The sequence below is a fragment of the Corallococcus sp. Z5C101001 genome, assembly GCF_007352635.1.
Classification (GTDB): Bacteria; Myxococcota; Myxococcia; order Myxococcales; family Myxococcaceae; genus Corallococcus; species Corallococcus silvisoli.
Map to the genome: position 1 here is coordinate 96,860 of NZ_VKLU01000019.1, position 20,266 is coordinate 117,125.

19 protein-coding genes are annotated in these 20,266 nt (G+C 70.6%); 15 read left to right on the plus strand and 4 right to left on the minus strand.

What is annotated here, in order from left to right; translation table 11 throughout:
- The first annotated feature begins 25 nt into the window (after positions 1-25).
- From lpxA to FOF48_RS33235, 4 genes are all read left to right on the plus strand, one after another.
- Positions 26-802, plus strand: coding sequence for an acyl-ACP--UDP-N-acetylglucosamine O-acyltransferase (gene lpxA / locus FOF48_RS33220; protein ID WP_143908458.1), 777 nt, complete (start codon positions 26-28; stop codon positions 800-802).
- Between the two features lie 33 nt (positions 803-835).
- Positions 836-1,639 carry an LpxI family protein gene (locus tag FOF48_RS33225; protein ID WP_143908460.1) on the plus strand — a complete coding sequence of 268 codons (804 nt, stop codon included), beginning with the start codon at positions 836-838 and terminating at the stop codon, positions 1,637-1,639.
- 71 nt (positions 1,640-1,710) lie between these two features.
- Entirely contained in the window at positions 1,711-2,736 is a 1,026-nt protein-coding gene (locus tag FOF48_RS33230) for an OmpA family protein (RefSeq protein ID WP_143908462.1), read from the plus strand.
- A gap of 8 nt (positions 2,737-2,744) precedes the next feature.
- Positions 2,745-3,215 (plus strand): hypothetical protein, encoded by a 471-nt coding sequence (locus FOF48_RS33235; RefSeq protein ID WP_143908464.1) that lies wholly within the window; start codon positions 2,745-2,747, stop codon positions 3,213-3,215.
- Here FOF48_RS33235 and FOF48_RS33240 read toward each other — a convergent pair.
- The 3 genes from FOF48_RS33240 to lpxB all read right to left on the minus strand — a co-directional run bounded on the left by FOF48_RS33240 (position 3,208) and on the right by lpxB (position 5,785).
- Positions 3,208-3,837: a MarC family protein gene (locus FOF48_RS33240; protein ID WP_143908466.1), complete on the minus strand. Its 630-nt coding sequence runs from the start codon at positions 3,835-3,837 to the stop codon at positions 3,208-3,210. The genes FOF48_RS33235 and FOF48_RS33240 overlap by 8 nt on opposite strands.
- A gap of 11 nt (positions 3,838-3,848) precedes the next feature.
- Entirely contained in the window at positions 3,849-4,553 is a 705-nt protein-coding gene (locus FOF48_RS33245; RefSeq protein ID WP_143908467.1) for a polyprenol monophosphomannose synthase, read from the minus strand.
- Positions 4,554-4,615: 62 nt separating this feature from the next.
- Complete coding sequence (gene lpxB / locus FOF48_RS33250; RefSeq protein ID WP_143908505.1) at positions 4,616-5,785, minus strand: lipid-A-disaccharide synthase; 1,170 nt, start codon at positions 5,783-5,785, stop codon at positions 4,616-4,618.
- Between the two features lie 65 nt (positions 5,786-5,850).
- On the opposite strand from lpxB, the gene FOF48_RS33255 reads away from it, so the two are divergent.
- The 9 genes from FOF48_RS33255 (at position 5,851) to FOF48_RS33295 (ending at position 16,712) form a co-directional block, all read left to right on the plus strand.
- Complete coding sequence (locus FOF48_RS33255) at positions 5,851-7,737, plus strand: DUF4388 domain-containing protein (RefSeq protein WP_143908470.1); 1,887 nt, start codon at positions 5,851-5,853, stop codon at positions 7,735-7,737.
- A 2-nt stretch (positions 7,738-7,739) separates the two neighbouring features.
- On the plus strand, positions 7,740-9,524 hold the full coding sequence (locus FOF48_RS33260) for an ABC transporter ATP-binding protein (protein WP_143908472.1): 1,785 nt from the start codon (positions 7,740-7,742) through the stop codon (positions 9,522-9,524).
- A 70-nt stretch (positions 9,525-9,594) separates the two neighbouring features.
- Positions 9,595-10,752 (plus strand): PHP domain-containing protein, encoded by a 1,158-nt coding sequence (locus FOF48_RS33265; protein ID WP_255442939.1) that lies wholly within the window; start codon positions 9,595-9,597, stop codon positions 10,750-10,752.
- A gap of 20 nt (positions 10,753-10,772) precedes the next feature.
- Positions 10,773-12,056, plus strand: coding sequence for a 3-deoxy-D-manno-octulosonic acid transferase (locus tag FOF48_RS33270; RefSeq protein WP_143908474.1), 1,284 nt, complete (start codon positions 10,773-10,775; stop codon positions 12,054-12,056).
- Entirely contained in the window at positions 12,053-13,054 is a 1,002-nt protein-coding gene (locus FOF48_RS33275; RefSeq protein WP_143908476.1) for a glycosyltransferase family 4 protein, read from the plus strand. The genes FOF48_RS33270 and FOF48_RS33275 overlap by 4 nt, the downstream gene beginning before the upstream one ends.
- Complete coding sequence (locus FOF48_RS33280) at positions 13,054-14,085, plus strand: glycosyltransferase (RefSeq protein ID WP_143908478.1); 1,032 nt, start codon at positions 13,054-13,056, stop codon at positions 14,083-14,085. The genes FOF48_RS33275 and FOF48_RS33280 overlap by 1 nt, the downstream gene beginning before the upstream one ends.
- Entirely contained in the window at positions 14,082-15,182 is a 1,101-nt protein-coding gene (gene lpxK / locus FOF48_RS33285) for a tetraacyldisaccharide 4'-kinase (protein WP_143908480.1), read from the plus strand. Before FOF48_RS33280 ends, lpxK begins: the two co-directional genes overlap by 4 nt.
- A gap of 31 nt (positions 15,183-15,213) precedes the next feature.
- Positions 15,214-16,227: a bifunctional heptose 7-phosphate kinase/heptose 1-phosphate adenyltransferase gene (locus FOF48_RS33290; RefSeq protein WP_143908482.1), complete on the plus strand. Its 1,014-nt coding sequence runs from the start codon at positions 15,214-15,216 to the stop codon at positions 16,225-16,227.
- On the plus strand, positions 16,224-16,712 hold the full coding sequence (locus FOF48_RS33295) for an adenylyltransferase/cytidyltransferase family protein (protein ID WP_143908484.1): 489 nt from the start codon (positions 16,224-16,226) through the stop codon (positions 16,710-16,712). Before FOF48_RS33290 ends, FOF48_RS33295 begins: the two co-directional genes overlap by 4 nt.
- Before the next feature lie 169 nt (positions 16,713-16,881).
- Here the strand turns inward: FOF48_RS33295 and FOF48_RS33300 are convergent, their stop codons facing one another.
- Complete coding sequence (locus tag FOF48_RS33300; protein WP_143908486.1) at positions 16,882-17,991, minus strand: glycosyltransferase family 9 protein; 1,110 nt, start codon at positions 17,989-17,991, stop codon at positions 16,882-16,884.
- Positions 17,992-18,072: 81 nt separating this feature from the next.
- Between FOF48_RS33300 and FOF48_RS33305 the strand changes: the two genes are divergently transcribed.
- Both FOF48_RS33305 and gmk read left to right on the plus strand, forming a co-directional pair.
- Positions 18,073-18,951, plus strand: a complete 879-nt coding sequence (locus FOF48_RS33305; RefSeq protein ID WP_143908487.1) for a YicC/YloC family endoribonuclease — start codon at positions 18,073-18,075, stop codon at positions 18,949-18,951.
- Positions 18,948-19,571, plus strand: a complete 624-nt coding sequence (gene gmk, locus FOF48_RS33310) for a guanylate kinase (RefSeq protein WP_143908489.1) — start codon at positions 18,948-18,950, stop codon at positions 19,569-19,571. Before FOF48_RS33305 ends, gmk begins: the two co-directional genes overlap by 4 nt.
- Positions 19,572-20,266 lie beyond the last annotated feature (695 nt).

A 20,266-nucleotide genomic window follows, 5' to 3' on the forward strand; every position in this document is an offset into this window, starting at 1 on the left:
CACGCGCTGCTGAGGAGAGAAGGACATGGCGCAGGTTCATCCCACCGCGGTCGTCCATCCGGGGGCCCGCCTCCACGACACCGTCGAGGTGGGGCCGTTCTCGGTCATCGGGCCCCAGGTTGTCATTGGCGCGGGCTCGCGCATCGGGCCTCACGTCGTCATCGAAGGTCGCACGACGCTCGGGGAGCGCAACCACCTCTTCCAGTTCTGCTCGGTGGGCGCGGCGCCCCAGGACTTGAAGTACGCGGGCGAGGACACCGAGCTCGTCATCGGCGACGACAACCAGATTCGCGAGTTCGTCACGGTGAACCTGGGCACGGCCGCGGGCGGTGGGGCCACGCGCCTGGGCCACCGCAACCTGCTGCTGGCCAACAGCCACGTCGCGCATGACTGCGTCATGGGCAACGAAATCCTCCTCGCCAACGGGGCCGCGCTCGCGGGCCACGTGGTGGTGGAGGACGCCGTGAAGATCTCGGGCCTCGTCGCGGTGCACCAGTTCACCCGGCTGGGGCGCTACGCGTTCATCTCCGGCGGCTCCATGGTCACCATGGACGTGCCCCCGTACTGCACGGTGCAGGGGGACCGGGCCACGCTCGTGGGCCTCAACACCGTGGGCCTGGAGCGCGGCGGCTTCACCGAGGAGCAGATTGGCCGCGTCAAGGAGGCCTACCGCATCCTCTTCCGCTCCAAGCTGGGGCTCCAGGACGCGCTCGCGCAGCTTCGCGGGGAGCTGGCCAGCCACCCGGAAGTGGAGCACCTGGTGCGGTTCGTGGAGCAGAGCAAGCGCGGCGTGACGCGCTAGGCGCACCCCTTTCGCGGGAACGGAGTGGAACGGGTGGAGCGCATCGGGCTCATCGCGGGCAACGGCCAGCTTCCCTTCCTCTTCGCGCGGGCCGCCCGGGCACGGGGCCTGGAGGTGGTGGTCGCCGCGCACCGAGGGGAGACGGACCCGGCCCTGGAGCAGGAGGTGGGCCACTTCTCCTGGGTGCGCGTGGGGCAGGTGGCCCGCATCCAGAAGGTCTTCCTCCAGGCGGGCGTCACCCGCGCGGCCATGGCGGGCGGCATCGGCCGCGTGCGGGCGCTCACCGAAGCCCGGCCGGACCTGGGCGCGGTGCGCATCATCTCGCGCCTGCGCAGCTTCCGGGACGACGCGCTCCTGCGCGCGGTGGCCGCGGACTTCGAGGCGCGCGGCATCACCATCATCGCGCCCACGGACTTCCTGGGCGAGGTGCTCTGCCCCGAGGGGCACCTGGCGGGCCCCGCGCTCAAGTCCGCGCAGGAGAAGGACGTGGCCCTGGGCCGCGAGGTGGCCGTGCTCCTGGGCCAGGCGGACGTGGGCCAGACGGTGGTGGTGCGCGACGGCCACGTGCTCGCGCTGGAGGCCGTGGAGGGCACCGACGAGACCATCCGCCGGGGCGGCCGGCTGGGCGGGCCCGGCGCGGTGGTGGTGAAGCGCTGCAAGCCGGAGCAGGACCTGCGCTTCGACCTGCCCGCCGTGGGCCCTCGTACGCTGGAGGTCATGGCGGAGGTGGGCGCCCGGGTGCTGGCGCTGGAGGTAGGGCGCACGGTGCTGCTGGACGCACCCGCCCTCTTCGCCGGGGCCGCCGCGCGAGGCATCACCCTGGTGGGCGTGCGCTAGGCTCCGGGAATCCGTTTCCCCGGGCTGGAGTTGCCTTCCCACCTCCCCCGCGACGCCGAGGCTGACGCCGCATGTCCGTTCGAATCGTACCTCTCGTGGTCCTGCTGGGCCTGCCGCTGCCTGTCTTCGCGGAGGCCATCCGGGTGTCGCTGGAGGGCCGCGCGGCGCTGGGCGAGGGCCTGCCCGCGCTCGTCATCCACATCGAGGAGCCCATCACCGGCTTCGAGGTGAAGCTCAAGCGCAGCGACGGCAAGGCGGTGGAGCTCAAGGGGGGCGGCAAGCCGGGCGTCACCCGGCGCCTCCCCCTGGAGCAGCCGGAGGGGAAGTTCCACTACGAGGGCGAGCTCACGGTGCGCTTCCCGGACGGCGCGGAGCCGGGCGCCATGCCGCTCGCCTTCGACACGGAGCTGTACGGCCCGCTGAAGCTGGAGGTGCGCCGCGAGGACGTGGACGTGGCGGGGCGCACGCTGCGCTTCACGCTGTCCCGCCCGGCCGCGAAGACGGAGGTGACGGTGTTGATGGACACCGGCAAGACGGCCTTCGCGGGCGACGTGGACTTCAAGGGCGCGCCCGCGGGCACGCCCCTGGAGGTGAAGTGGCTGCCGGCGGAGGGCCAGGTGATGCGCATCCGCCTGCGCGCCTACGACACCTCCGACTTCTACACCGGCGTGGACCTCTACCCCTGGCAGGTGGACATCCCGCACGAGGAGGTGGGCTTCGCATCCGGGCGCTCGGACGTCCCCCCGGCGGAGAAGGGCAAGCTGGACGCCAGCTACAAGAGCATCGCGGACGCGTTGAATAAGTATGGCCGCTGGGCGTCGCTGCGGCTGTACGTGCTTGGGCACACCGACACGGTGGGAAAGTCGGACGACAACCGCGAGCTGTCACTCAAGCGGGCGAAGAGCATCGCGTCGTACTTCCGCCAACGCGGGCTGAAGGTACCAGTCTTCTACGAGGGGTTCGGAGAACAGTCCCTGGCGGTGCCCACGCCGGACGAGACGGCGGAGGCGGCCAACCGTCGCGCGGAATACATCATCGCGGTGGAGGACCCGTCCCTGACGAACGCGCCCTTCGCCCCTCGCTGGCGAAAGCCATGAGGTGACACATGGTGGGAACTCCTGGCATCCGGTGGGCGCTCGCCGTGGCGGCCCTGGGCCTCGTGGGCACGGTGGGCTGCGTGCACACGGTGCCGTACGCGGAGCGCGTGGAGGCGGAGGACGAGAAGTGCACGCTCGTCCAGGCGTTGATGCGCCAGCCCGGGCCAGCGCGGGCCATCCAGGAGTTCGTCGCGGAAGGCAAGGAGGCGAAGGCCCCCGTCGTCGTCTACATGCGCCATCCGGAGGAGGCCTCGCTGGAGCGCTTCTTCACTGGCGACACGCAGTGCGCGGACGCCTCGTTCAAGGTCGTGCAGGAGAACGTGGTGGACGCGGTGGTGGTGTACCTGCAGGCGGTCCAGGGCGGCTACGCGTACGACGCCCAGCGCTCCAGCCCGGAGCACCTCAGCATGGACAGCCGGCCCCAGGGCACCGTGCGCAGGGACGGCGCGGTGTGGGTGGCGGGCGCGGACGCTATTTGAGCAGGTCCTTCGCCCCGTCGGCGATGAACTGCACGGCGATGGCGGCCAGGATGAGGCCGGACACGCGCTCCAGGATGGCGACGCCGGACTGACGCAGCACCCGCTGCACCAGGCTGGACGCGTTGAGGATGAAGTAGCTGGCCCCGAAGGTGAGCACCACGGCGGCCACCACCGGCAGGGCGGACACGAAGGACGGCCCCGAGCGCGCCATCAGCACCATGGCGGTCGCGATGGCGCCCGGCCCCGCCAGCAGGGGGATGGCCAGCGGGACGATGGCCACGTCCTCCTTCACCACGCCTTCTTCTTCCTCGGTGGGGCTGGTGCGCGTGGAGGACGGCCGCGCGCGCAGCATGTCCAGGGCCGTGATCAGCAGCAGGATGCCGCCCGCGACGCGGAAGGCGCCCAGCGACACCGCGAACACCTGGAAGATGACGCGGCCGAAGAGGGCGAAGAACAGCATCAGGCCGCACGCCACCAGGCAGGCGCGGAGCGCGGTGCTGCGGATCTGCTGCTTCGAGTCCCCCGCCGTCATCGCCAGGAACAGCGGCACGACGCCAATGGGGTCCACCACGAAGAAGATGGCGGACAGCGACACGAGGAAGGTGGAGACGGCGCCGGACATCGACATGGTGCTCAGACGGTGAAGCGCAGCTTCCAGACCATGCCCAGGGCCTCGACGAAGATCTTCTTGTTCATCTTCGAATGTCCCACGCGGCGGTCCTCGAACACGATGGGGACCTCGCGCACGGTGAAGCCCTTGCGCAGGGTGCGGTAGGTCAGCTCGATCTGGAACGCGTACCCGGTGCTGCGCACCTCATCCAGGTTGATGCTCTCCAGCACGCGGCGGTGGAAGCACTTGAAGCCGCCGGTGAGGTCGCGCACGCCCACGCCCAGGATGCTGCGCGCGTAGAGCGAACCGCCGCGGCTGATGATCTTCCGGCCCACGCCCCAGTTCACCGTGCCGCCGCCCTCCACGTAGCGCGAGCCCAGCACCAGGTCCGCGCCGCCCTCCGCGGTGTCCAGGAAGGTGGGCAGGTAGCGCGGGTCGTGGCTGAAGTCCGCGTCCATCTCCAGGATGAACGTGTAACCCTCGGCGAGCGCCCACCGGAAGGCGGCCAGGTACGCGCGGCCCAGGCCCTCCTTCTTCTCGCGGTGGAGGACGCGCACGCGCGGGTCCTTCGCGGCCAGCTCATCCGCGAGCTGCCCCGTCCCGTCGGGCGAGTTGTCGTCGACGACGAGGATGTCCACACGGGGGTCCGCCGCCAGCACCGCCTGGGTGATGGGGCCGATGTTGTCCCGCTCGTTGTAGGTGGGGATGCAGACCAGCGCACGATTCATGGCCCGGCGGACATACCCCAAACCCGGCGCGGGAACACCAGAAGCGGCTCCCACCCTGTCGGTTAGACGTCTCCCGCCGCGGGGCGAGGGGGCAGGAGCTCCAGCACCGTCTCCGCCGCCCGGTGGGCCGCGCCGGCTTCGCCCAGGCGCCCGCGCACCTCGGCCAGCCCCTGGACCATCGCGTCGCGGGGCCCGCCCGGCAGCCACACCCGGCGCACCTCGGCGGCGATGTTCGCTGGCGTCATGTCGCCCTGAATCAGCTCCGGCACCACGCGCCGGCCCGCCAGCAGGTTGATGAGGGACACGAAGGCCACCTTCAGCATCAGCCGGCCCACCAGGTACGTCACCAGCGACACCCGGTAGACGACCACCAGGGGCCGCTCCATCAGCCCCGCCTCCAGCACCGCCGTGCCGGAGGCGACCACCGCGGCGTCGCTCGCCCCCACCACCTCCGGGGCGCGGCCCTCCACCAGCACCGGCGTCACGCCGCTGCCCTCGAAGCGGGAGGTGATCTCCTCCCGGGCGATGGTGGGGGCCACCGGCACCACGACCTGGAGCCCTGGCCGCTCGGAGGACAGCTGCTTCGCGGCGCCCACCAGGGTGGGCAGGATGCGGCGGATCTCACTCATCCGGCTGCCGGGCAGGAGCGCGAGCGTGGGGGCGTCCGGGGACAGGCCCAGGCGCTGCCGGAACTCACGGGGGCTGGCGGCCGGGGGCATCTGCTCCAGCACGGGGCTGCCCACGTAGCGAGCGGGGACCCCGGCCTCGCGGTAGAAGGCCTCCTCGAACGGGAGGATGCAGAGCATCCGGTCCACCAGCCGCTGGATGGTGCGCACCCGGCCCCGGCGCCAGGCCCAGATCATCGGGGACACGTAGTAGGCCACCGGGATGCCCAGGGCCTTGAGCTTCCGGGCGAGACGCAGGTTGAAGTCCGGGATGTCCACCAGGATGGCGCAGACCGGGCGGCGCTCGGCGGCGGCGGTGGCCAGGTCCTTCATGATCCGCAGGATGCGCGGGATGCGGGGGAGCACCTCGGTGATGCCCATCACCGACACCTCGCGGGCGTCGTGGATGAGCTCTACCCCCCGGGCGGCCAACCGGGCGCCTCCCATGCCGAAGAAGGTGAGGTCGGGGCGCAGCGCCTGGAGGGCAGCGACGAGCTCCGCGGCGTGGGTGTCGCCAGAGGCCTCACCGGCCACGACAAGGATGCGAGGGGAGGGCGGCTGCGTCATGGGAGACAAGGGCCTCGCATCGTAGCTGATGCGCGGGGGGAGGGAGGCTGTAGACTGCGGCCCCCTTGAAGACGCTTCTGCTCGCCGAGAGCCACCCCCCGACATTGGAGCACCTGACGGGCCTGCTCTCGCAGGCCGGGTACACCGTGCGGGCGGTGAACGACGCCGTGATGGCGCTGGAGCACTTCTCGGCGGACAACCCGGACGTGGTGGTGCTGGGAGTGGACCTGCCGCGCGTGGAGGGCCAGCACGTCGTGCACCTCATCCGGGGGCACAGCCAGGGCGGGCGCGTGCCCATCGTGGCCATCGACAAGGGGCACCTGGGCCGGGCACGGGGCGTGGGCTCGGTGTTGGACCTCAAGGTCAACGCCTACATTCCGGATCCGCTCAAGCCGGGGGAGCTGGTGCCGCGCCTGGAGTCGCTGGTGAAGGCCGCCCAGGCCCTCCCGCTGGCGGGCCTTTCTTCCACGCTGTCCAGGCCCGCGGTGGCCGCGGGGGAGCTGAAGGCCTACCCGCTGCCGGCGTTGCTGCACTCGCTCCACCGGCTGCGCCGCGACGGCGTGCTGGTGGTGGCGCACCGGGGGCTTTCGCGGCGGGTGTACTTCCTGCGTGGCGGGCCGGTGAACTTCGACTCCTCCGCCAAGGAGGACGCCCTCCCGCGCTTCCTGCGCGAGCGGCAGGTGCTCACGCAGGCGCAGGAGCAGCCGGTGGTGGAGGCGCTTGCCTCCGGGCTGCGCATCGGCGCGGCCCTGGCGGACGTGGGCGTGGAGGCGGTGGGGGAGGACCTGCTGGCCCTCTTGCGCGACTTCACCCGGGATCGGCTCGGGCGCGTGCTGGGCATGCGGGAGGGCCGGTACGCGTTCTACGCGGGCGACGAGTTCTCCTCCGAAGTGGCCTCGGTGGAGCAGCCCGCGCTGGCCCCCCTGTTGGCGGCCGCCCGACTGCGGGTGCCCCTGCGGGTGGTGGCGGCCGGCCTGCGCGCGCACCTGAACGAATACCCGGTGCGCTCGGCGGACTTCGGTCGCGATCTCCAGGCGATGGCGCTGGACACGGAGGACCTGAAGCTGGCCATGCAGGTGAATGGCCGCATCGTCCTGAGGGATCTGCTGGCGCACGGGCGCGCGGAGCTGCGAGCGGCGTACACGCTCTTGTGGTTCCTGCGGCTGACGGGCGGCGTGACGTTCTCGCCGTCACCGGTGGCGACGGGAACGGACGTGCTGAGCGCGTCGGCGGAGCCGGACGTCATCGCGCCGCGCAAGCGCAAGAGCCTTCCCGTGGAGACGGCGGCGGCGCTGCGCGAGGAGGCGGTGCGGATCATCACCCGCAGCTACTTCGGCGGGCTGGGGCTGGACCTGGCGGCGGACAAGGAGGCGGTGGAGCGCGCGTACCACGAGACGGCGATGCGCTTCCATCCGGACACCTACGCGGAGTTCGACATCTCGGACCTGCGCGACCTGTTGGATCAGGTGCAGGAGAAGCTGTCCGCGTCGTACCGGGTGCTGAGCGTGGACGAGAAGCGCCGCGCCTACCTCCAGTACTTCTTCAGCCGGCAGGAGGTGGTGGGCCGCGCGACCGCCATCAACGTGGACGCGGAGCTCGCGCTGCGCCGGGGCGAGTCCGCGATGAAGCGGGGCGACTACCGCGCGGCCATCCAGGGCTTCGAGGAAGCGGTGTCGCTCAACGCGCACGAGCCCGAGTACTACTCGTACCTCGCCTGGGCGATGTACCGGGGCTCGGCGGGGCCGCTGATGCAGCGGGCGCTCGCGGCGCGCAAGGTGCTCAAGCGGGCGCTGACGTTGGACCCGTACCTGGAGCGCGCGCAGATCATCGCGGCCATCATCGAAATCGACCTGGACGACGTGCCGCTCGCACGCAAGAAGCTGATGAAGGTGCTGGAGCTGAACCCGTATTCGGTGCTCGCGAGGGCGGCATTGCAGAAGGTGGTGAAGTAGTCATGCATCGCGTGCTCTGGCGGTTGTTGCGCTACGCGAAGCCACACGCGGGGATCATCGTCCTGGCCTTCGTGTGCATGGCGGTGTTGGGGCTCGCCACGGGCGCGTACGCGTACCTGCTGGGCCCGGCACTGCGCTTCCTGTTGTCCGGGGGACAGGAGGGCTTCGCGAGCGCGCATCGGGTGCCCTGGCTGTCGGACCTGCCGCGCGAGGCGGCGCTCTGGGGCTTCCCGGTGTTGGTGCTGGGCGTGGGCGCGGTGAAGGGCGTGGGGTATCTGGGCCAGTTCTACTTCATGGGCCTGTTCGCGCAGCGCGTGGTGAAGGATCTGCGCCGCGACCTGTTCCTGCGGCTCACCGCGCTGTCGCCTTCGCAGCTGTCGAAGGAGCGGACGGGCGACCTGCTCAGCCGCTTCTCCTCGGACGTGATGGCAGTGGAACTGGCGGCCATGTACACGGTGGGCTCGTACCTGCGCGACTCCCTCCAGGTGCTGGTGCTCGCGGGCGTGGCGCTGGCGATGAGTCCGCTGCTGGGCGGGCTGATGCTGGCGGTGATTCCGCTGGCGGCGCTGCCCGCGTCGAAGCTCACGCGCAAGGTGCTGAAGGGAACACGCGAAGGCCAGGCCCACCTGGGGCAGCTCGCGGGTCAGCTCCACGAAGGGTTGGGCGGCCTGCGCACGATCCAGGCCTTCAACGGTCAGCAGGCGGAGTTGGCGCGCTTCGAGTCCTACGCGAAGGCGCATGAGGAGGCGGTGGTGGGCGCGGCCTGGGCACGCGGAGGGGTGCCGGGGGTGATGGAGGTGCTGGCGGCGGCGGCGCTGGCGGGTGCGCTGGGCTACGCGGCGGCGACCCGGGCCATGGAGCCGGAAGCGCTCCTATCGCTGCTCACGGCGGTGATTCTGGTTTACCAGCCGGTGAAGGACCTGGGCCGGGTGACGCAGTTCGCGGTGCAGGCGGGAGCGGCGGGGGAGCGCCTCTTCGCGCTGCTCGACTTGAAGCATCCGGTGGAGGACGCGCCAGGGGCCGTGCCCGCTCCGGCGCTGCGCGACTCGCTGCGGATGGAGGACGTGCGCTTCTTCTACGGAGAGCGTCGGGCGCTCGACGGGCTGTCGCTGGAGCTGAAGGTGGGCCAGGTGGCGGCGTTGGTGGGCGGCAGCGGTGGCGGCAAGAGCACGGTGACGTCGCTGCTGCTGCGCTTCGAGCGTCCCCAGCAGGGACGCATCCTGCTGGATGGCGTGGACGCGGACACGTACACGGCGGCGAGCGTCCGAGGTGAGTTCGCGCTGGTGACGCAGGAGCCGCTGCTCTTCCACGGCACGGTGCTGGAGAACCTGCGCCACGCGAGGCCCACGGCGACGCGCGAGGAGGTGGAGGCCGCGGCGAGGGTGGCCAACGCGGACGGCTTCATCCAGGGGCTGCCGCAGGGCTACGACACGCGCATCGGCGAGCGAGGCGTCATCCTGAGCGGCGGCCAGCGTCAGCGGCTGTGCATCGCGAGGGCGGTGCTGTCGAAGGCGCCGGTGCTGGTGCTGGACGAGGCAACCAGCAGCCTGGATCCGGAGAACGAGCGGGAGGTTCAGGCCGCGCTCGCGAAGGTCCTTCCGGGCCGCACGGCGCTGGTGATCGCCCACCGGCTGTCGACGGTGACGAACGCGGACGTCATCCACGTGGTGGAGGCGGGCCGCATCGTGGAGCGCGGAAGTCACTCCGAACTGCTCCAGAAGGAAGGCCGTTACGCCGCCATGTGGCGCCTTCAGACCGCGAGCCCCAGCGAGCGGGGAGCGGCATGACCGGGGTGGGGCCTCCTCGCGTCATGAAGCGCGGGCCGGGACGCGCGGCTGTTCCACCAGGGCCCCTCCCGTGAAGCGGTACGTGTCGCTGGGAGCGCGCGCCGTGTCGGGCCTGGTGCTGCTGCTCGTGGGCATCGCGGGCTTCTTCGCCTTCGCGGCGGGCTTCGCGGACTACCCGGTGGTCGCTCCCGTGCCGGGGGCGAAGCCATGGATCCGTGGCGCGTACCACGTGCACACCACCCGCTCGGACGGGAGAGGGACGCCCGCGAAGGTCGCCGAGGCGGCGAAGGCCGCGGGGCTGGACTTCGTGGTGCTCACCGACCACAACGACCTCAAGCCCTCCGCCGCGACGTGGGTGGACGGCGTGTTGCTGGTCCCTGGTGTGGAGATCTCGACCAGCGCGGGCCATCTGGCCGCGTTCGGGATGCAGCGGCCCATCGAAGGCGTGAAGCCCTGGGGGCCGCCCGAACAGGCGGTGGCCGCGGTCGCGGCGGCCGGAGGCACGGCGGTCCTCGCGCATCCCGTCCAGACGAAGAACCCCTGGAAGGACGAGGCCACCGCGCACCAGGTCCCCGGCTTCGAGCTGTACTCGGCGGACACCTTCTTCCGGCAGGCACTGCGAAGCCCCGTGAGCCGCCTCCTGCCTGCGCTGGGGGCGTCACTGGTCAACCCGGTGCATGGCGTGATGCTGCTCGCGTCCCCCGAACCACGACCCACGGAGCGCTTCCTGGAGCTGGCGCGTGAGCGCGGTCGCATCGCCCTGTGCGGCGCGGACGCGCACGGGCTGCCCGAGTACGAGGACATCTTCAACGCGCTCGACATGGAGCTTCCGCCGGAGGTGTTGCCCGGTCCGCTGTCGAGTGACGCAAGCGAAGCCGCGGCCCAGGTAACGCAGGCCCTGGCGAGCGGCCGGGCCCTGTGTGTCTTCCGGGCCCTGGGAGCGCCCGAGGGCTTCGCCCTGGAGGGCTACGACGAAAGCACGCGGGAAGCCCCCGTGGGGACGGTCCTGACGGTGCGGCTCCCCGAGCACGCCCCTGGAACACTCGAGGTCCGCGTCTGGGGGGACGGCCGCCTGCGCCCCGACGGAGCGCACATCGAGCTGACCGGTCCCGGAGCGGTGCAGGTGGAGGTCTGGGCCCTGGCGCCAGGACGCTTCTTCGGCCACGAGTGGCGGCCCTGGCTGGTCCCCAGTCCGGTGCGAGTGGTGCCGGGACCACCGGGCATCTGATAGAGCGCGGGACGTCGCCCATGCGCCTGCTCTACGTCGTCGCCACCTACGTCCTCTTCGCGCTGCTGTTCCCGGTGCTCTGCCTGCACCGGAAGACGCGGCACGGGCTGAAGCAGCGGTTGGGCTTCTACGCGCCGGGAGATCTCCCTCGTGGAGAGGGCCCCCTGCTGTGGCTGCACGGAGCCAGCGCGGGAGATCTGCTGGCCCTGGCGCCGATGTTCGGCCCCCTGCGCCAGCGCTTCCCCGGCTGCCGCATCGTGCTGTCGACGATGACGGACAGCGGCCACACGATGGCGAGAGAGCGCCTGGCGAAGCAGATCGACGGTGTCGTGTACGCGCCCTACGACCTCTGGGGCGCGACGCGCAGGGCGGTGCGGGCGCTGCGGCCGGACCTCCTGGTGCTGGAGTACACGGAAGTCTGGCCCAACCTCATCCGAGCCGCGAAACGGTCCGGGGCCCGAGTGGTGATGACCAATGGGCGCTTCTCCCCGGCGAACGTGGGGAGGTACCGGGCGCTCTTCGGCCTCATCGGGAACCCGCTGAAGGACATGGACCTGCTGTTGATGCGGCAGGATGAGGAGTCCGAACGTGCCCGTGGCCTGGGCGCTCCCGCCGAGCGGGTCCTCACCAGCGGGAACACCAAGTTCGACGCCCTGGCGGCGGGGCCCGCGCCGGAGGACGAAGCCCTGCGAAGCGCCCTGGGCCTGTCCCCGGAGCACCCCGTGTGGATCGCGGGGAGCACGCACGAAGGGGAAGAGGAGATCCTGTTGCAGGTGTATCAGCGTCTGCGGGAGCGCTGGCCCCTGCTGTCGCTGGTCATCGCCCCGCGCTACGTCAACCGGGCGGAGCGGATCATGACCCTGGCGAGGGAGCGCGACCTGACCGTGGGGCTGCGCTCCCAGGGCAACCCGGAGCGCGCGCCGGTGGTCGTGATGGACTCCATGGGGGAGCTGTCGCGGGCCTACCGGCTGGCGACGGTGGTCTTCGTGGGTGGGTCGTTCACGAAGCGCGGAGGCCAGAACATCCTGGAGCCAGCGGGGCAGGGGAAGCCGGTGCTGTTTGGCCCGCACATGGACAACTTCCGGGACAGCGTCGCGGTGCTGGAAGGAAACGGAGGCATCCAGGTGGCGGACGGAGACGCGCTGCACGCCGCGCTGGAGGGGCTCCTCGCGAAGCCCGAACACCTGCGGGCCCTGGGCGCGAAGGCGGAAGCCACGGTGCGCCGCATCTCCGGGGCCAGCGAACGCAACGCGGAAGCCATGGCTGCCCTGCCGCGTCGGCAGGAAGGAAGCACCTCCTCATGACGCTCATTGTCCATCCCCACTTCCACAAGCGTTACACGGGAGTGACCCGGCACGTGGAGTCCGTGGTGCCGGAGCTCGCGAAGGGCGACGAGACGCGGGTCATCGGCTCGGGCCTGACGGGGGACCTGCCGCGCATCACCTGGGGAGAGCTGATCCGCCGCTCGCACCGCGAGCCCATCGTCTGGCATGCGCACCGGAACAACGAGCTCCTGGCGGGGATGCTCCTGAAGGCATTGGGGGGACGCGTCCGGCTCGTCTTCACCCGGCACACGTCGATGGCTCCGACGGGCTTCACCCGCTGGCTGGCCAGGGGCGCGGACGCGCTCGTCTCCCTCACGGGGCAGATCGCGGAGATCATCGCGCTCCCGTCCACGGTGATTTCCCACGGCATCGACCTCACGCGCTTCCGTCCACCGGAAGACCGGGACGCGGCCTGGGCCCGCCTGAAGCAGGGAGGCCGCCATGGCATCGGCGTCGTTGGACGCATCCGCAAGGAGAAGGGGCAGGGCGACTTCATCGAAGCGCTGAGGCCGCTGTTGCCGGAGAGGCCGGAGTGGCAGGCGGTGCTCGTCGGACTGGCGAAGGGGCCGGACCTCGCGTGGGTGAACGGCCTGCGCCAGGGCATCGAGGACCGCGTACGTCTCGCGGGTGAGCAGTCCACCATCGAGCCCTGGTACCAGGGCCTGAGCATCCTCGTGCATCCGTCCTACGTGGAGGGCTATTCGTTGGTGCATGTGGAGGCGATGGCCTCGGGCTGCTGCGTGGTGGCCTCCAAGCTGCCGTACCTGCACACCCTCATCGAGCACGGCCGCACGGGCTTCTTCTTCGAGCCCGGTGACGTGAAGGGCCTGCGTGAGGTGTTGGACGAACTCACCCGCGAGCCGGAGCGCGCACGTCAGGTGGGACGCAACGCCGAGGAGGAAGCGCGCGGCCGTTGCGGCGTCGAGCACGAGGCACGGGCCCTCGGGGACCTCTACCATTCGCTGGTGAAGCGCTGATGCGCATCCTGCACCTGCTCGCGAGTCCATTCTGGAGCGGCCCGGCGGAGAACGTCGCGCTGCTGGCCATGTCACAGCGGGCGTTGGGGCATGAGGTCACGGTCGCGGTGGACCGCAAGCGCCGGGACATCACCGCGGAGGAGCCCGCCGTCCCCCGGTTCCAGGCGCTGGGCCTGTTGGACGAAGGGGGCCTGGCGTTGTCGGTGAAGTCTCCGCCCTGGGAGATCTGGGGCGACCTGCGCGCCCTCCGGCGCAGGCAGGTGGACGTGGTGCATGCGCACTTCACCCATGATCATCTCGTGGCCCGCTGGGGAATGCCGAAGGATGCGGTGCGGATCCGCTCCATCCACGCGCCGCGTTCCCTGCGCAGGTCCCTGCCGGAAGCGAGCGCCTACACGGTTCCCGCGAGTCACTTGCAAGCGAAGCTCGAGGCCAGGAAGCGTCCCGTCCAGGTGCTGCCTGCCTTGGTGGATCCGCGCTTCGAGCCGCCGGTGGACCGCGAGGCCCTGCGTCGGACCCTGGGCCTTCAGGGCACGTACCTCGTGGGGATGATCTCCACGTTCCAGCAGAGTCGGCGTCACGCGCTGGGCGTCGAGGCCTTCGCCGCGTTCATCCAGCAGCGCCCCGAAGCGCGCCTCGTGCTCGTCGGGGACGGCGCCCTGCTCGAAGCGACCCGGGCGCGGGTCGCGGAGCGAGGCCTCACAGGCAGCGTGACGTTCGCGGGCTACCAGCAGGGCGCTGACTTCACGAAGTGGCTCCAGGCGTTGGACGAGGTCTGGATCCTCGGCTTGGGAAACGACTGGAGCGCGCGGGCCGCGGCCCAGGCGAGGGCCTGCGGTGTCCGGGTGGTCGCGGTGAAGGAGGGGGCGCTCCCGGAGCTCGCGGACGCGCAGGTGGAAGTCCCCACGGTGGAGGCCGTGGTCGCATCCGCCCTGTCCGGAGCGGGGGCGAGCACCGGACACCCGACGAACGAGCGCATCGCCAAGGACATCCTGGCGCTCTACGAGCGGGCCGCGGAGTTCCGCCGATGACCGCGACGGGCCCTGGTGCACCGACCGCGATGGAGCGGCTCTTCTATCCGCCGGCGCCGGAGCCCTGGGGCCGCCGAGCCCTCCTGTCCCCGCTCGCGCTGGTGTCCTGGGCCTACAGCGGTGCCGTGCGTCTGCGGGCCGCCCTCTACGACAGCGGCCTGCTGCGGGCCGAACATGTCGATGGCCTGCGAGTCATCTCCATCGGCAACCTCAACGTGGGAGGCACGGGCAAGACGCCCGCGGTGCTGTACCTCGCGGAGCTGTTGATCCGAGAGGGCCGCAAGGTCGGCATCCTCACGAGAGGCTATGGGCGCGAGTCCACGGAGCCCCTGACCTTCACGGGGACCGAACCACTGCCAGCGGTGGCGGAAGCAGGAGACGAACCCCTGTTGCTCGCGCGGCGGTGTCCCGAGGTCCGGCTGTTCGTGGGCGCGGATCGGGTGGCAGGGGCACGCCGGGCCCGGGACGACTTCGGCCTGGACACGGTGCTCCTGGACGACGGCTTCCAGCATCGACGTCTGCACAGGGACCAGGACCTGGTGGTCGTGGACGAAGCGGTGGGCCTGGGCAACGGCCAGCTGCTCCCACGAGGCCCCCTGCGAGAGCCCCCCACGGCCCTGCGCCGCGCGACGCTCCTCTGGCTCCGAGCCGCCCCGACGTCAGCCTCGCCTCCCGTCGTGAATCCCTGGCTCGAGTCCGTGAGCGCGCCACGAATCAGGACGCGGTATGGCCCCACGGGCTGGTGGGATCCCTCGGGCCGCGAGCACGCGACGAACGCGCTGGAAGGAAAGCCTGTCCTCGCGCTCGCGGGGCTGGCCCGGCCCGGAGGTTTCCTGAGGACGGTGGCCGCGCTTGGCGCGGACGTGCGGGACTCGGCCCTGTTCCCGGATCACCATCGCTTCACCTCGGACGAACTGCGGCAGGTCGAAGCCCGGGCCCGTGAGCAGGGGGCGTGGGTGGTGACGACGGAGAAGGACGCGGCGCGGTTGCCTGCTGGCTTCGAGGCCTGGGTGGTGCGCCTGGGGGTGGAGGTCCTGGAGGGCGGAGCGCATCTGCGGCGGGCCCTCGGGCTTCCGGCGGAGACGCGCGACTTGTGAGGGCAGGAGCGCTGTGGGACAACGCGCGCCCATGGCCGCGGCCCCGTCTTCACGTCCGTCAGCTCCCTCCTCGCGTCTGCCACTCGCGTTCGCGCGCCGTCGAGTGTTGTTGGTAGGGGACCTGGTCGCCGACCACTATCTCTACGGCCAGACGGACCGGGTGAGCCGCGAGGCGCCGGTGCTCATCGTCCGGTATGAGTCCTCGGAGGTGAAGCTCGGTGGCGGCGCCAACGTGGCGGCCAATGTCCGCGCGCTTTCGGGGCAGGTGTCGGCGGTGGGGGCGCTGGGCGTGGATCCGATGGGCCGGTCGCTGCGCAAGCTCTTCGCAGAGGCGGACATCCGGCTGCACGCCGTCAGCAGCCGAGGCATCCAGACAGAGACGAAGACGCGCATCCTCGCGGGTGGCGTGAGCACCACGCGACAGCAGATGCTCCGGGTGGACCGGGGCCAGCGAGGCCCCCTCCCGCCCCGGATGCGCAAGGCGATTGCAAGGCAGGTGGAGGCGGCGGCGAAGGACGCGGACGCGGTGGTGGTCTCGGACTACGGAGCGGGAGTCGTCAGCGACGAGGTCCGGGCCGTGCTGCGGAAGCTCGCCGCGGATGGCCTCCCTGTCTGCGTGGACAGCCGCTACGCGCTCGCGGCCTTCGCGGGCCTGACGGTGTGCAAGCCGAACGAGCCGGAGCTGGAAGCGCTCGCGGGCCATCCGGTGCGCACGCAAGAAGACCTCCTGGCGGCGGGACACGAAGCGGTCCGCAAGCTGGGATGTCAGGCGCTGCTGGTGACGCGAGGCCGGCACGGCATGGCGCTGTTCGACGCGAAGGGCGACGTGGATCTGATCCCCGTTCACGGAGCGCAGTCCGCGGTGGACGTGACGGGAGCGGGTGACACGGTCATCGCGAGCTTCGCGTTGTCGCTCGCGACCGGAGCCTCTTTTGGAGAAGCCGCGAGGCTGGCGAACGTGGCCGGCTCCCTGGTGGTGCAGAAGCCAGGGACGGCGACGGTCTCCAAGGCGGAACTCCTCGAAGCCCTGCGGAGCACACGATGAACACCCTGGACAAGCTTCGCCCCCTGGCCGACATCGCGGAGGAGCGCGAGCGCTGGCGCGAGCAGGGCCGCACGGTCGCCCTGGCCAATGGGGTCTTCGACTTGCTGCATGTCGGCCACGTCCGCTACCTGGAGGGAGCGAAGGCGCTGGCGGACGTGCTGGTGGTGGCGGTGAACTCGGACGCTTCCACGAGGGCCTACAAGGGACCGGGGCGCCCGCACATCCCGGAAGCGGAGCGCGCGGAATTGGTGGCGGCCCTGGCCTGCACGGACCGCGTCGTCGTCTTCGACGAGCCCAACGTGCGAGCCCTGATCCGCGTCCTCAAGCCGGACGTACAGGTGAAGGGGACCGACTACACGCCGGACTCCATTCCAGAGGGCGATGAGGTCCGGGCCTACGGAGGGCGGACCGCCGTGGCCGGAGACCCGAAGGACCACAGCACCACGGAGCTGGCGCGCCGCCTCGGTCGCGAAGGCGCGAAGTAGCCCATGGTCTTGGACCCGGTGCTGCGGTCCATCCTGGGCTGTCCCCACTGCAAGGGACCTGTCGAAGAACACGACGGCCCCCCGCCCGAAGTCCACTGTCGTCGGTGCCTGAGGGCCTGGCCCGTGGAGGACGGCGTCCCGCGGATGGTGAGCGAACGGGAGCGGCCGCTCACCCCGTGAGCGACACACGTCCCGCGACGAACGACCGGACCTCTTCAGCCACGCGCTGTTCCAGGCCGGCCCCGGAGCGCCCATCCACCACGGGCGTCAGGTCCACCATCCGATGGGGCGAATCCGCATGGCCCCATCGCTCCATGTCCATGCGAAGGAAGAACGCCAGCGTCGGAGCGCCAACGGCCACCGACAGGTGCATGGGCCCGGTGTTGTTGCAGAGGGTGAGGCCCGCGGCCCGCATGAGGGCGGCAAGCTCGTCGATGCTGGTCGCCGGGGCCAGCTCCGCGCCCGGAGCGCCCGCGACCACCGCCCGAGCCAGGGGTTCCTCTCCGGGGCCCCACGTGACGACCGGTACGACGCCCAACGACAAGAGCTCGCGGGCCGCGGCCGAGAATGCCTCGGCGGGGATGCGGCGCTCGCCCAGGCGCCCTCCCGGGTTGATGACCGCGCGTCGTGAACCCGTCCCGGAGAACGTCGCCAGGTAGCCGCGGAACGTGTCCCCCAGCACCGGCTCCCGGAAGGAGAGTCCGCGGGCGACCGCCCCACCCGTCAAAGGGGTGAGCAGGTGCGTCCGCTGGACGGCTTCGTGCCGGGTGTCGGAGCGCGAGGGCACGGACACCGACTGAAGCAGGGACACGGGCCAGAGGCCCGGACCGATGACGACCGCCTTCGGCCCCGCCATCCGGGCGACCAGCGCGCTCGTCACCGAGGGGGCGCTCCAGTTGGCGCAATCCACCACCGTGTCGTAGCCCGCGCGGCGGAGTGCGCGGATGCCGGGCGCCAGGGGGCCCAGCCACCGGAGGCGCCGGTCGAACGCCAGGACCGCGTCCGCGTCGGGATGTCCCTGGAGCACTCGGGCCACCTTGGCGTGCACCAGCACATGCACCTCCGGGGGCGGGTGCACGTGGGCCTTGAGCGTCCGCAACAGGGGGGTCGTAAGGAGTGCCTCGCCCACGCGGTTGTCGGGCCGGACGAGCAGGACCCTGCGAGGGTGGGGCAGGGGCGCGCGGGGGGACCGGCGACGCCCGGGGCGCCAGAAGAGAAGGGAGGCCAGGAGCGCCAGTGCCAGCTTCGCCCACGTTTCAAGCCGCTTGTGCCACGCCATCGCGGCGGACCCTACCAGAATTGGAATGGACACAAGACGCTGGCTTGACCTTGGGACGGAAAGCCCCTAGCACCCGGCCCGATGCTCAAGAGCATGACCGGATTTGGTTCGGGCCGCGCCCGCGTAGGAGACGAAGAGGTCTCCGTGGAAGCTCGCTCGCTCAACCACAAGTTCTGTGAAGTGAAGGTTCGGCTGCCGCGGGAGCTGTCCGCGCTGGAGCCCGCGCTCGTGAAGCAGGTGAAGGACCGCCTCGCGCGAGGCTCGGTCGAGATCCTGGTGCGCCGGCAGGCGGCTACCATTTCGGGCAACGTCCCCACGGTGGATGTGGCCCTCGCCCGCGAGTACGCGCGCGCCTTTCGTGAGGTCGCCGACGCCCTGGGCCAGGCGGTGGACCTCGCCTGGTCGCAGGTGGCCAGTCAACCCGGCGTCATCCGGTTGGAAGAGAAGGGCGTGGACGTGGAGTCCGCGACCCAGGCCACGCAGACCGCGCTCCAGCAGGCGCTGGCCGCGCTGGAGGCCATGCGAAACACCGAAGGCGAGTCGATCCACGCGGACCTGGACGCCCGGATGAAGCTCATCGAGGGGTGGAGCCAGGAAGTCGCCCGGCTCGCGCCGCGCGCGGTGAGCGACTACCAGCAGCGGCTCACCGAGCGTGTGGCGGAGCTCGCGCGAGGCGTCGCGGTGGACCCGCAGCGACTGGCGCAGGAAGTGGCCCTGTTCGCCGAGCGCACCGACATCGCCGAGGAGGTGACGCGCCTCGCGACCCACCTAGAGCAGTTCCGGCTCCTGATGGCGAGCCCCGAGCCAGTGGGCCGGCGCATGGATTTCCTCGTGCAGGAGATGCACCGCGAGGTGAACACGACAGGCTCCAAGAGCCAGCACGCGGAGATCTCCGCGCGCGTGGTCTCGATGAAGGCCGAGGTCGAGCGCATCCGCGAACAGGTGCAGAACGTCGAATGAACGAACTCTCTGGACTCCAGCCTGGCCTGCTCCTCGTCCTCTCCGCCCCTTCCGGAGCGGGGAAGACCACCCTCGCGCACCGGCTTCTGAAGGAGATGCCGGATGGCATCTTCTCCACCAGCGTCACCACCCGGCGCCCTCGCGGCAAGGAGCAGGAGGGGGTGGACTACCACTTCGTGGGGGTGGCCACCTTCCAGCAGAAGATCGAGCAGGGCGAGTTCGTGGAGTGGGCCGAAGTGCATGGCCACTTCTATGGCAGCCCGCAGTCCGTGGTGGACGAGGCGCGCACGCGTCGAGGCACGGCCGTCTTCGACATTGACGTCCAGGGCGGGCAGTCCATCAAGCGCAAGCACCCCGATGCGGTCCTCATCTTCGTGCTGCCGCCCTCCATGGAGGAGCTGGAGCGGCGCCTCCGGGACCGCCAGACGGACTCGGATGAGACCATCCGGCGCCGCATGCTGGCCGCCCGCTCGGAGATTGAGCGAGGAATCGCGTCCTACGACTACATCGTGGTGAACGACGACTTCGAGCGCGCATACCAGGAGCTGCGCTCGGTGGTGGTCGCGGAGAAATGTCGGAGGGGAAGGGTGGACCTCGCCAAGCTCAAGCTCGGGAGTTGAGCGGAGCGGGGAATCGGTGGAAGGCGCTCCGGGTTCCCCATTCATCGCGTCGCGCTGCGCTGGCGACCTGCATCAAACTTCTTGCGCAGCTCGGCCGTCTGGTGGATAAGCCGCTCACCTCGCGGCGACACGCAGGCGTCACCCCGGTGACACCTGAACGGCGCAGGGAAGGGGAATGGCGGAGCCGGCTTCAAGGGTGACGCGAAGTTGACATTCTCCGAACCGATTCTTAGATGGTGCCGCAGCAGGGCAGTGGCGGACGGAAATCGGAAGCAGCAAGGTAGTTGACAGTAGGTGCGGTGGTTGTAGATCGCACCTCCTCGCTTCGAAGCCCGCGCACTGGCGCGGAAGGTACTTCGAGGAGAGGTGTATCTCCGACAAGAAAATAGGGCAGTCAACAAGCAAGTTGACGGCGGAAGCGGCGAAGAGGTAGAAGCCGCGCCCCACCGAAAAGAAGTCCGAAATGCAACACTCGGACGAAAAGCGGTGAGGAAAGCTGACAGCAAGCGGTTGACAGCGGAGACGGCGAAGAAGTAGAAGCCGCTCCCCTTCGAAAGAGTCGGCGGAAGTCACTGGACGGCGCCGAGGAAGCGAAGAAGCCCACAGGACGCAAAAGCAGAAGTTGACGGCGGATGCGGACTGAAATAGAAGCTGCAGCCCCGCCGGTCGGAAAGAAACTGGCAAGCGGGACGAAG

Coding starts and splice junctions, on each gene's coding strand:
- FOF48_RS33290 (WP_143908482.1), top strand. CDS start 15,214: ATGGCCGCGGCCCCGTCTTCACGTCCGTCAGCTCCCTCCTCGCGTCTG.
- FOF48_RS33305 (WP_143908487.1), top strand. CDS start 18,073: ATGCTCAAGAGCATGACCGGATTTGGTTCGGGCCGCGCCCGCGTAGGA.
- FOF48_RS33245 (WP_143908467.1), bottom strand. CDS start 4,553: ATGAATCGTGCGCTGGTCTGCATCCCCACCTACAACGAGCGGGACAAC.
- FOF48_RS33240 (WP_143908466.1), bottom strand. CDS start 3,837: ATGTCCGGCGCCGTCTCCACCTTCCTCGTGTCGCTGTCCGCCATCTTC.
- FOF48_RS33300 (WP_143908486.1), bottom strand. CDS start 17,991: ATGGCGTGGCACAAGCGGCTTGAAACGTGGGCGAAGCTGGCACTGGCG.
- FOF48_RS33270 (WP_143908474.1), top strand. CDS start 10,773: ATGCGCCTGCTCTACGTCGTCGCCACCTACGTCCTCTTCGCGCTGCTG.
- lpxA (WP_143908458.1), top strand. CDS start 26: ATGGCGCAGGTTCATCCCACCGCGGTCGTCCATCCGGGGGCCCGCCTC.
- lpxB (WP_143908505.1), bottom strand. CDS start 5,785: ATGACGCAGCCGCCCTCCCCTCGCATCCTTGTCGTGGCCGGTGAGGCC.
- FOF48_RS33280 (WP_143908478.1), top strand. CDS start 13,054: ATGCGCATCCTGCACCTGCTCGCGAGTCCATTCTGGAGCGGCCCGGCG.
- gmk (WP_143908489.1), top strand. CDS start 18,948: ATGAACGAACTCTCTGGACTCCAGCCTGGCCTGCTCCTCGTCCTCTCC.
- FOF48_RS33260 (WP_143908472.1), top strand. CDS start 7,740: ATGCATCGCGTGCTCTGGCGGTTGTTGCGCTACGCGAAGCCACACGCG.
- FOF48_RS33275 (WP_143908476.1), top strand. CDS start 12,053: ATGACGCTCATTGTCCATCCCCACTTCCACAAGCGTTACACGGGAGTG.
- FOF48_RS33230 (WP_143908462.1), top strand. CDS start 1,711: ATGTCCGTTCGAATCGTACCTCTCGTGGTCCTGCTGGGCCTGCCGCTG.
- FOF48_RS33295 (WP_143908484.1), top strand. CDS start 16,224: ATGAACACCCTGGACAAGCTTCGCCCCCTGGCCGACATCGCGGAGGAG.
- FOF48_RS33235 (WP_143908464.1), top strand. CDS start 2,745: ATGGTGGGAACTCCTGGCATCCGGTGGGCGCTCGCCGTGGCGGCCCTG.
- lpxK (WP_143908480.1), top strand. CDS start 14,082: ATGACCGCGACGGGCCCTGGTGCACCGACCGCGATGGAGCGGCTCTTC.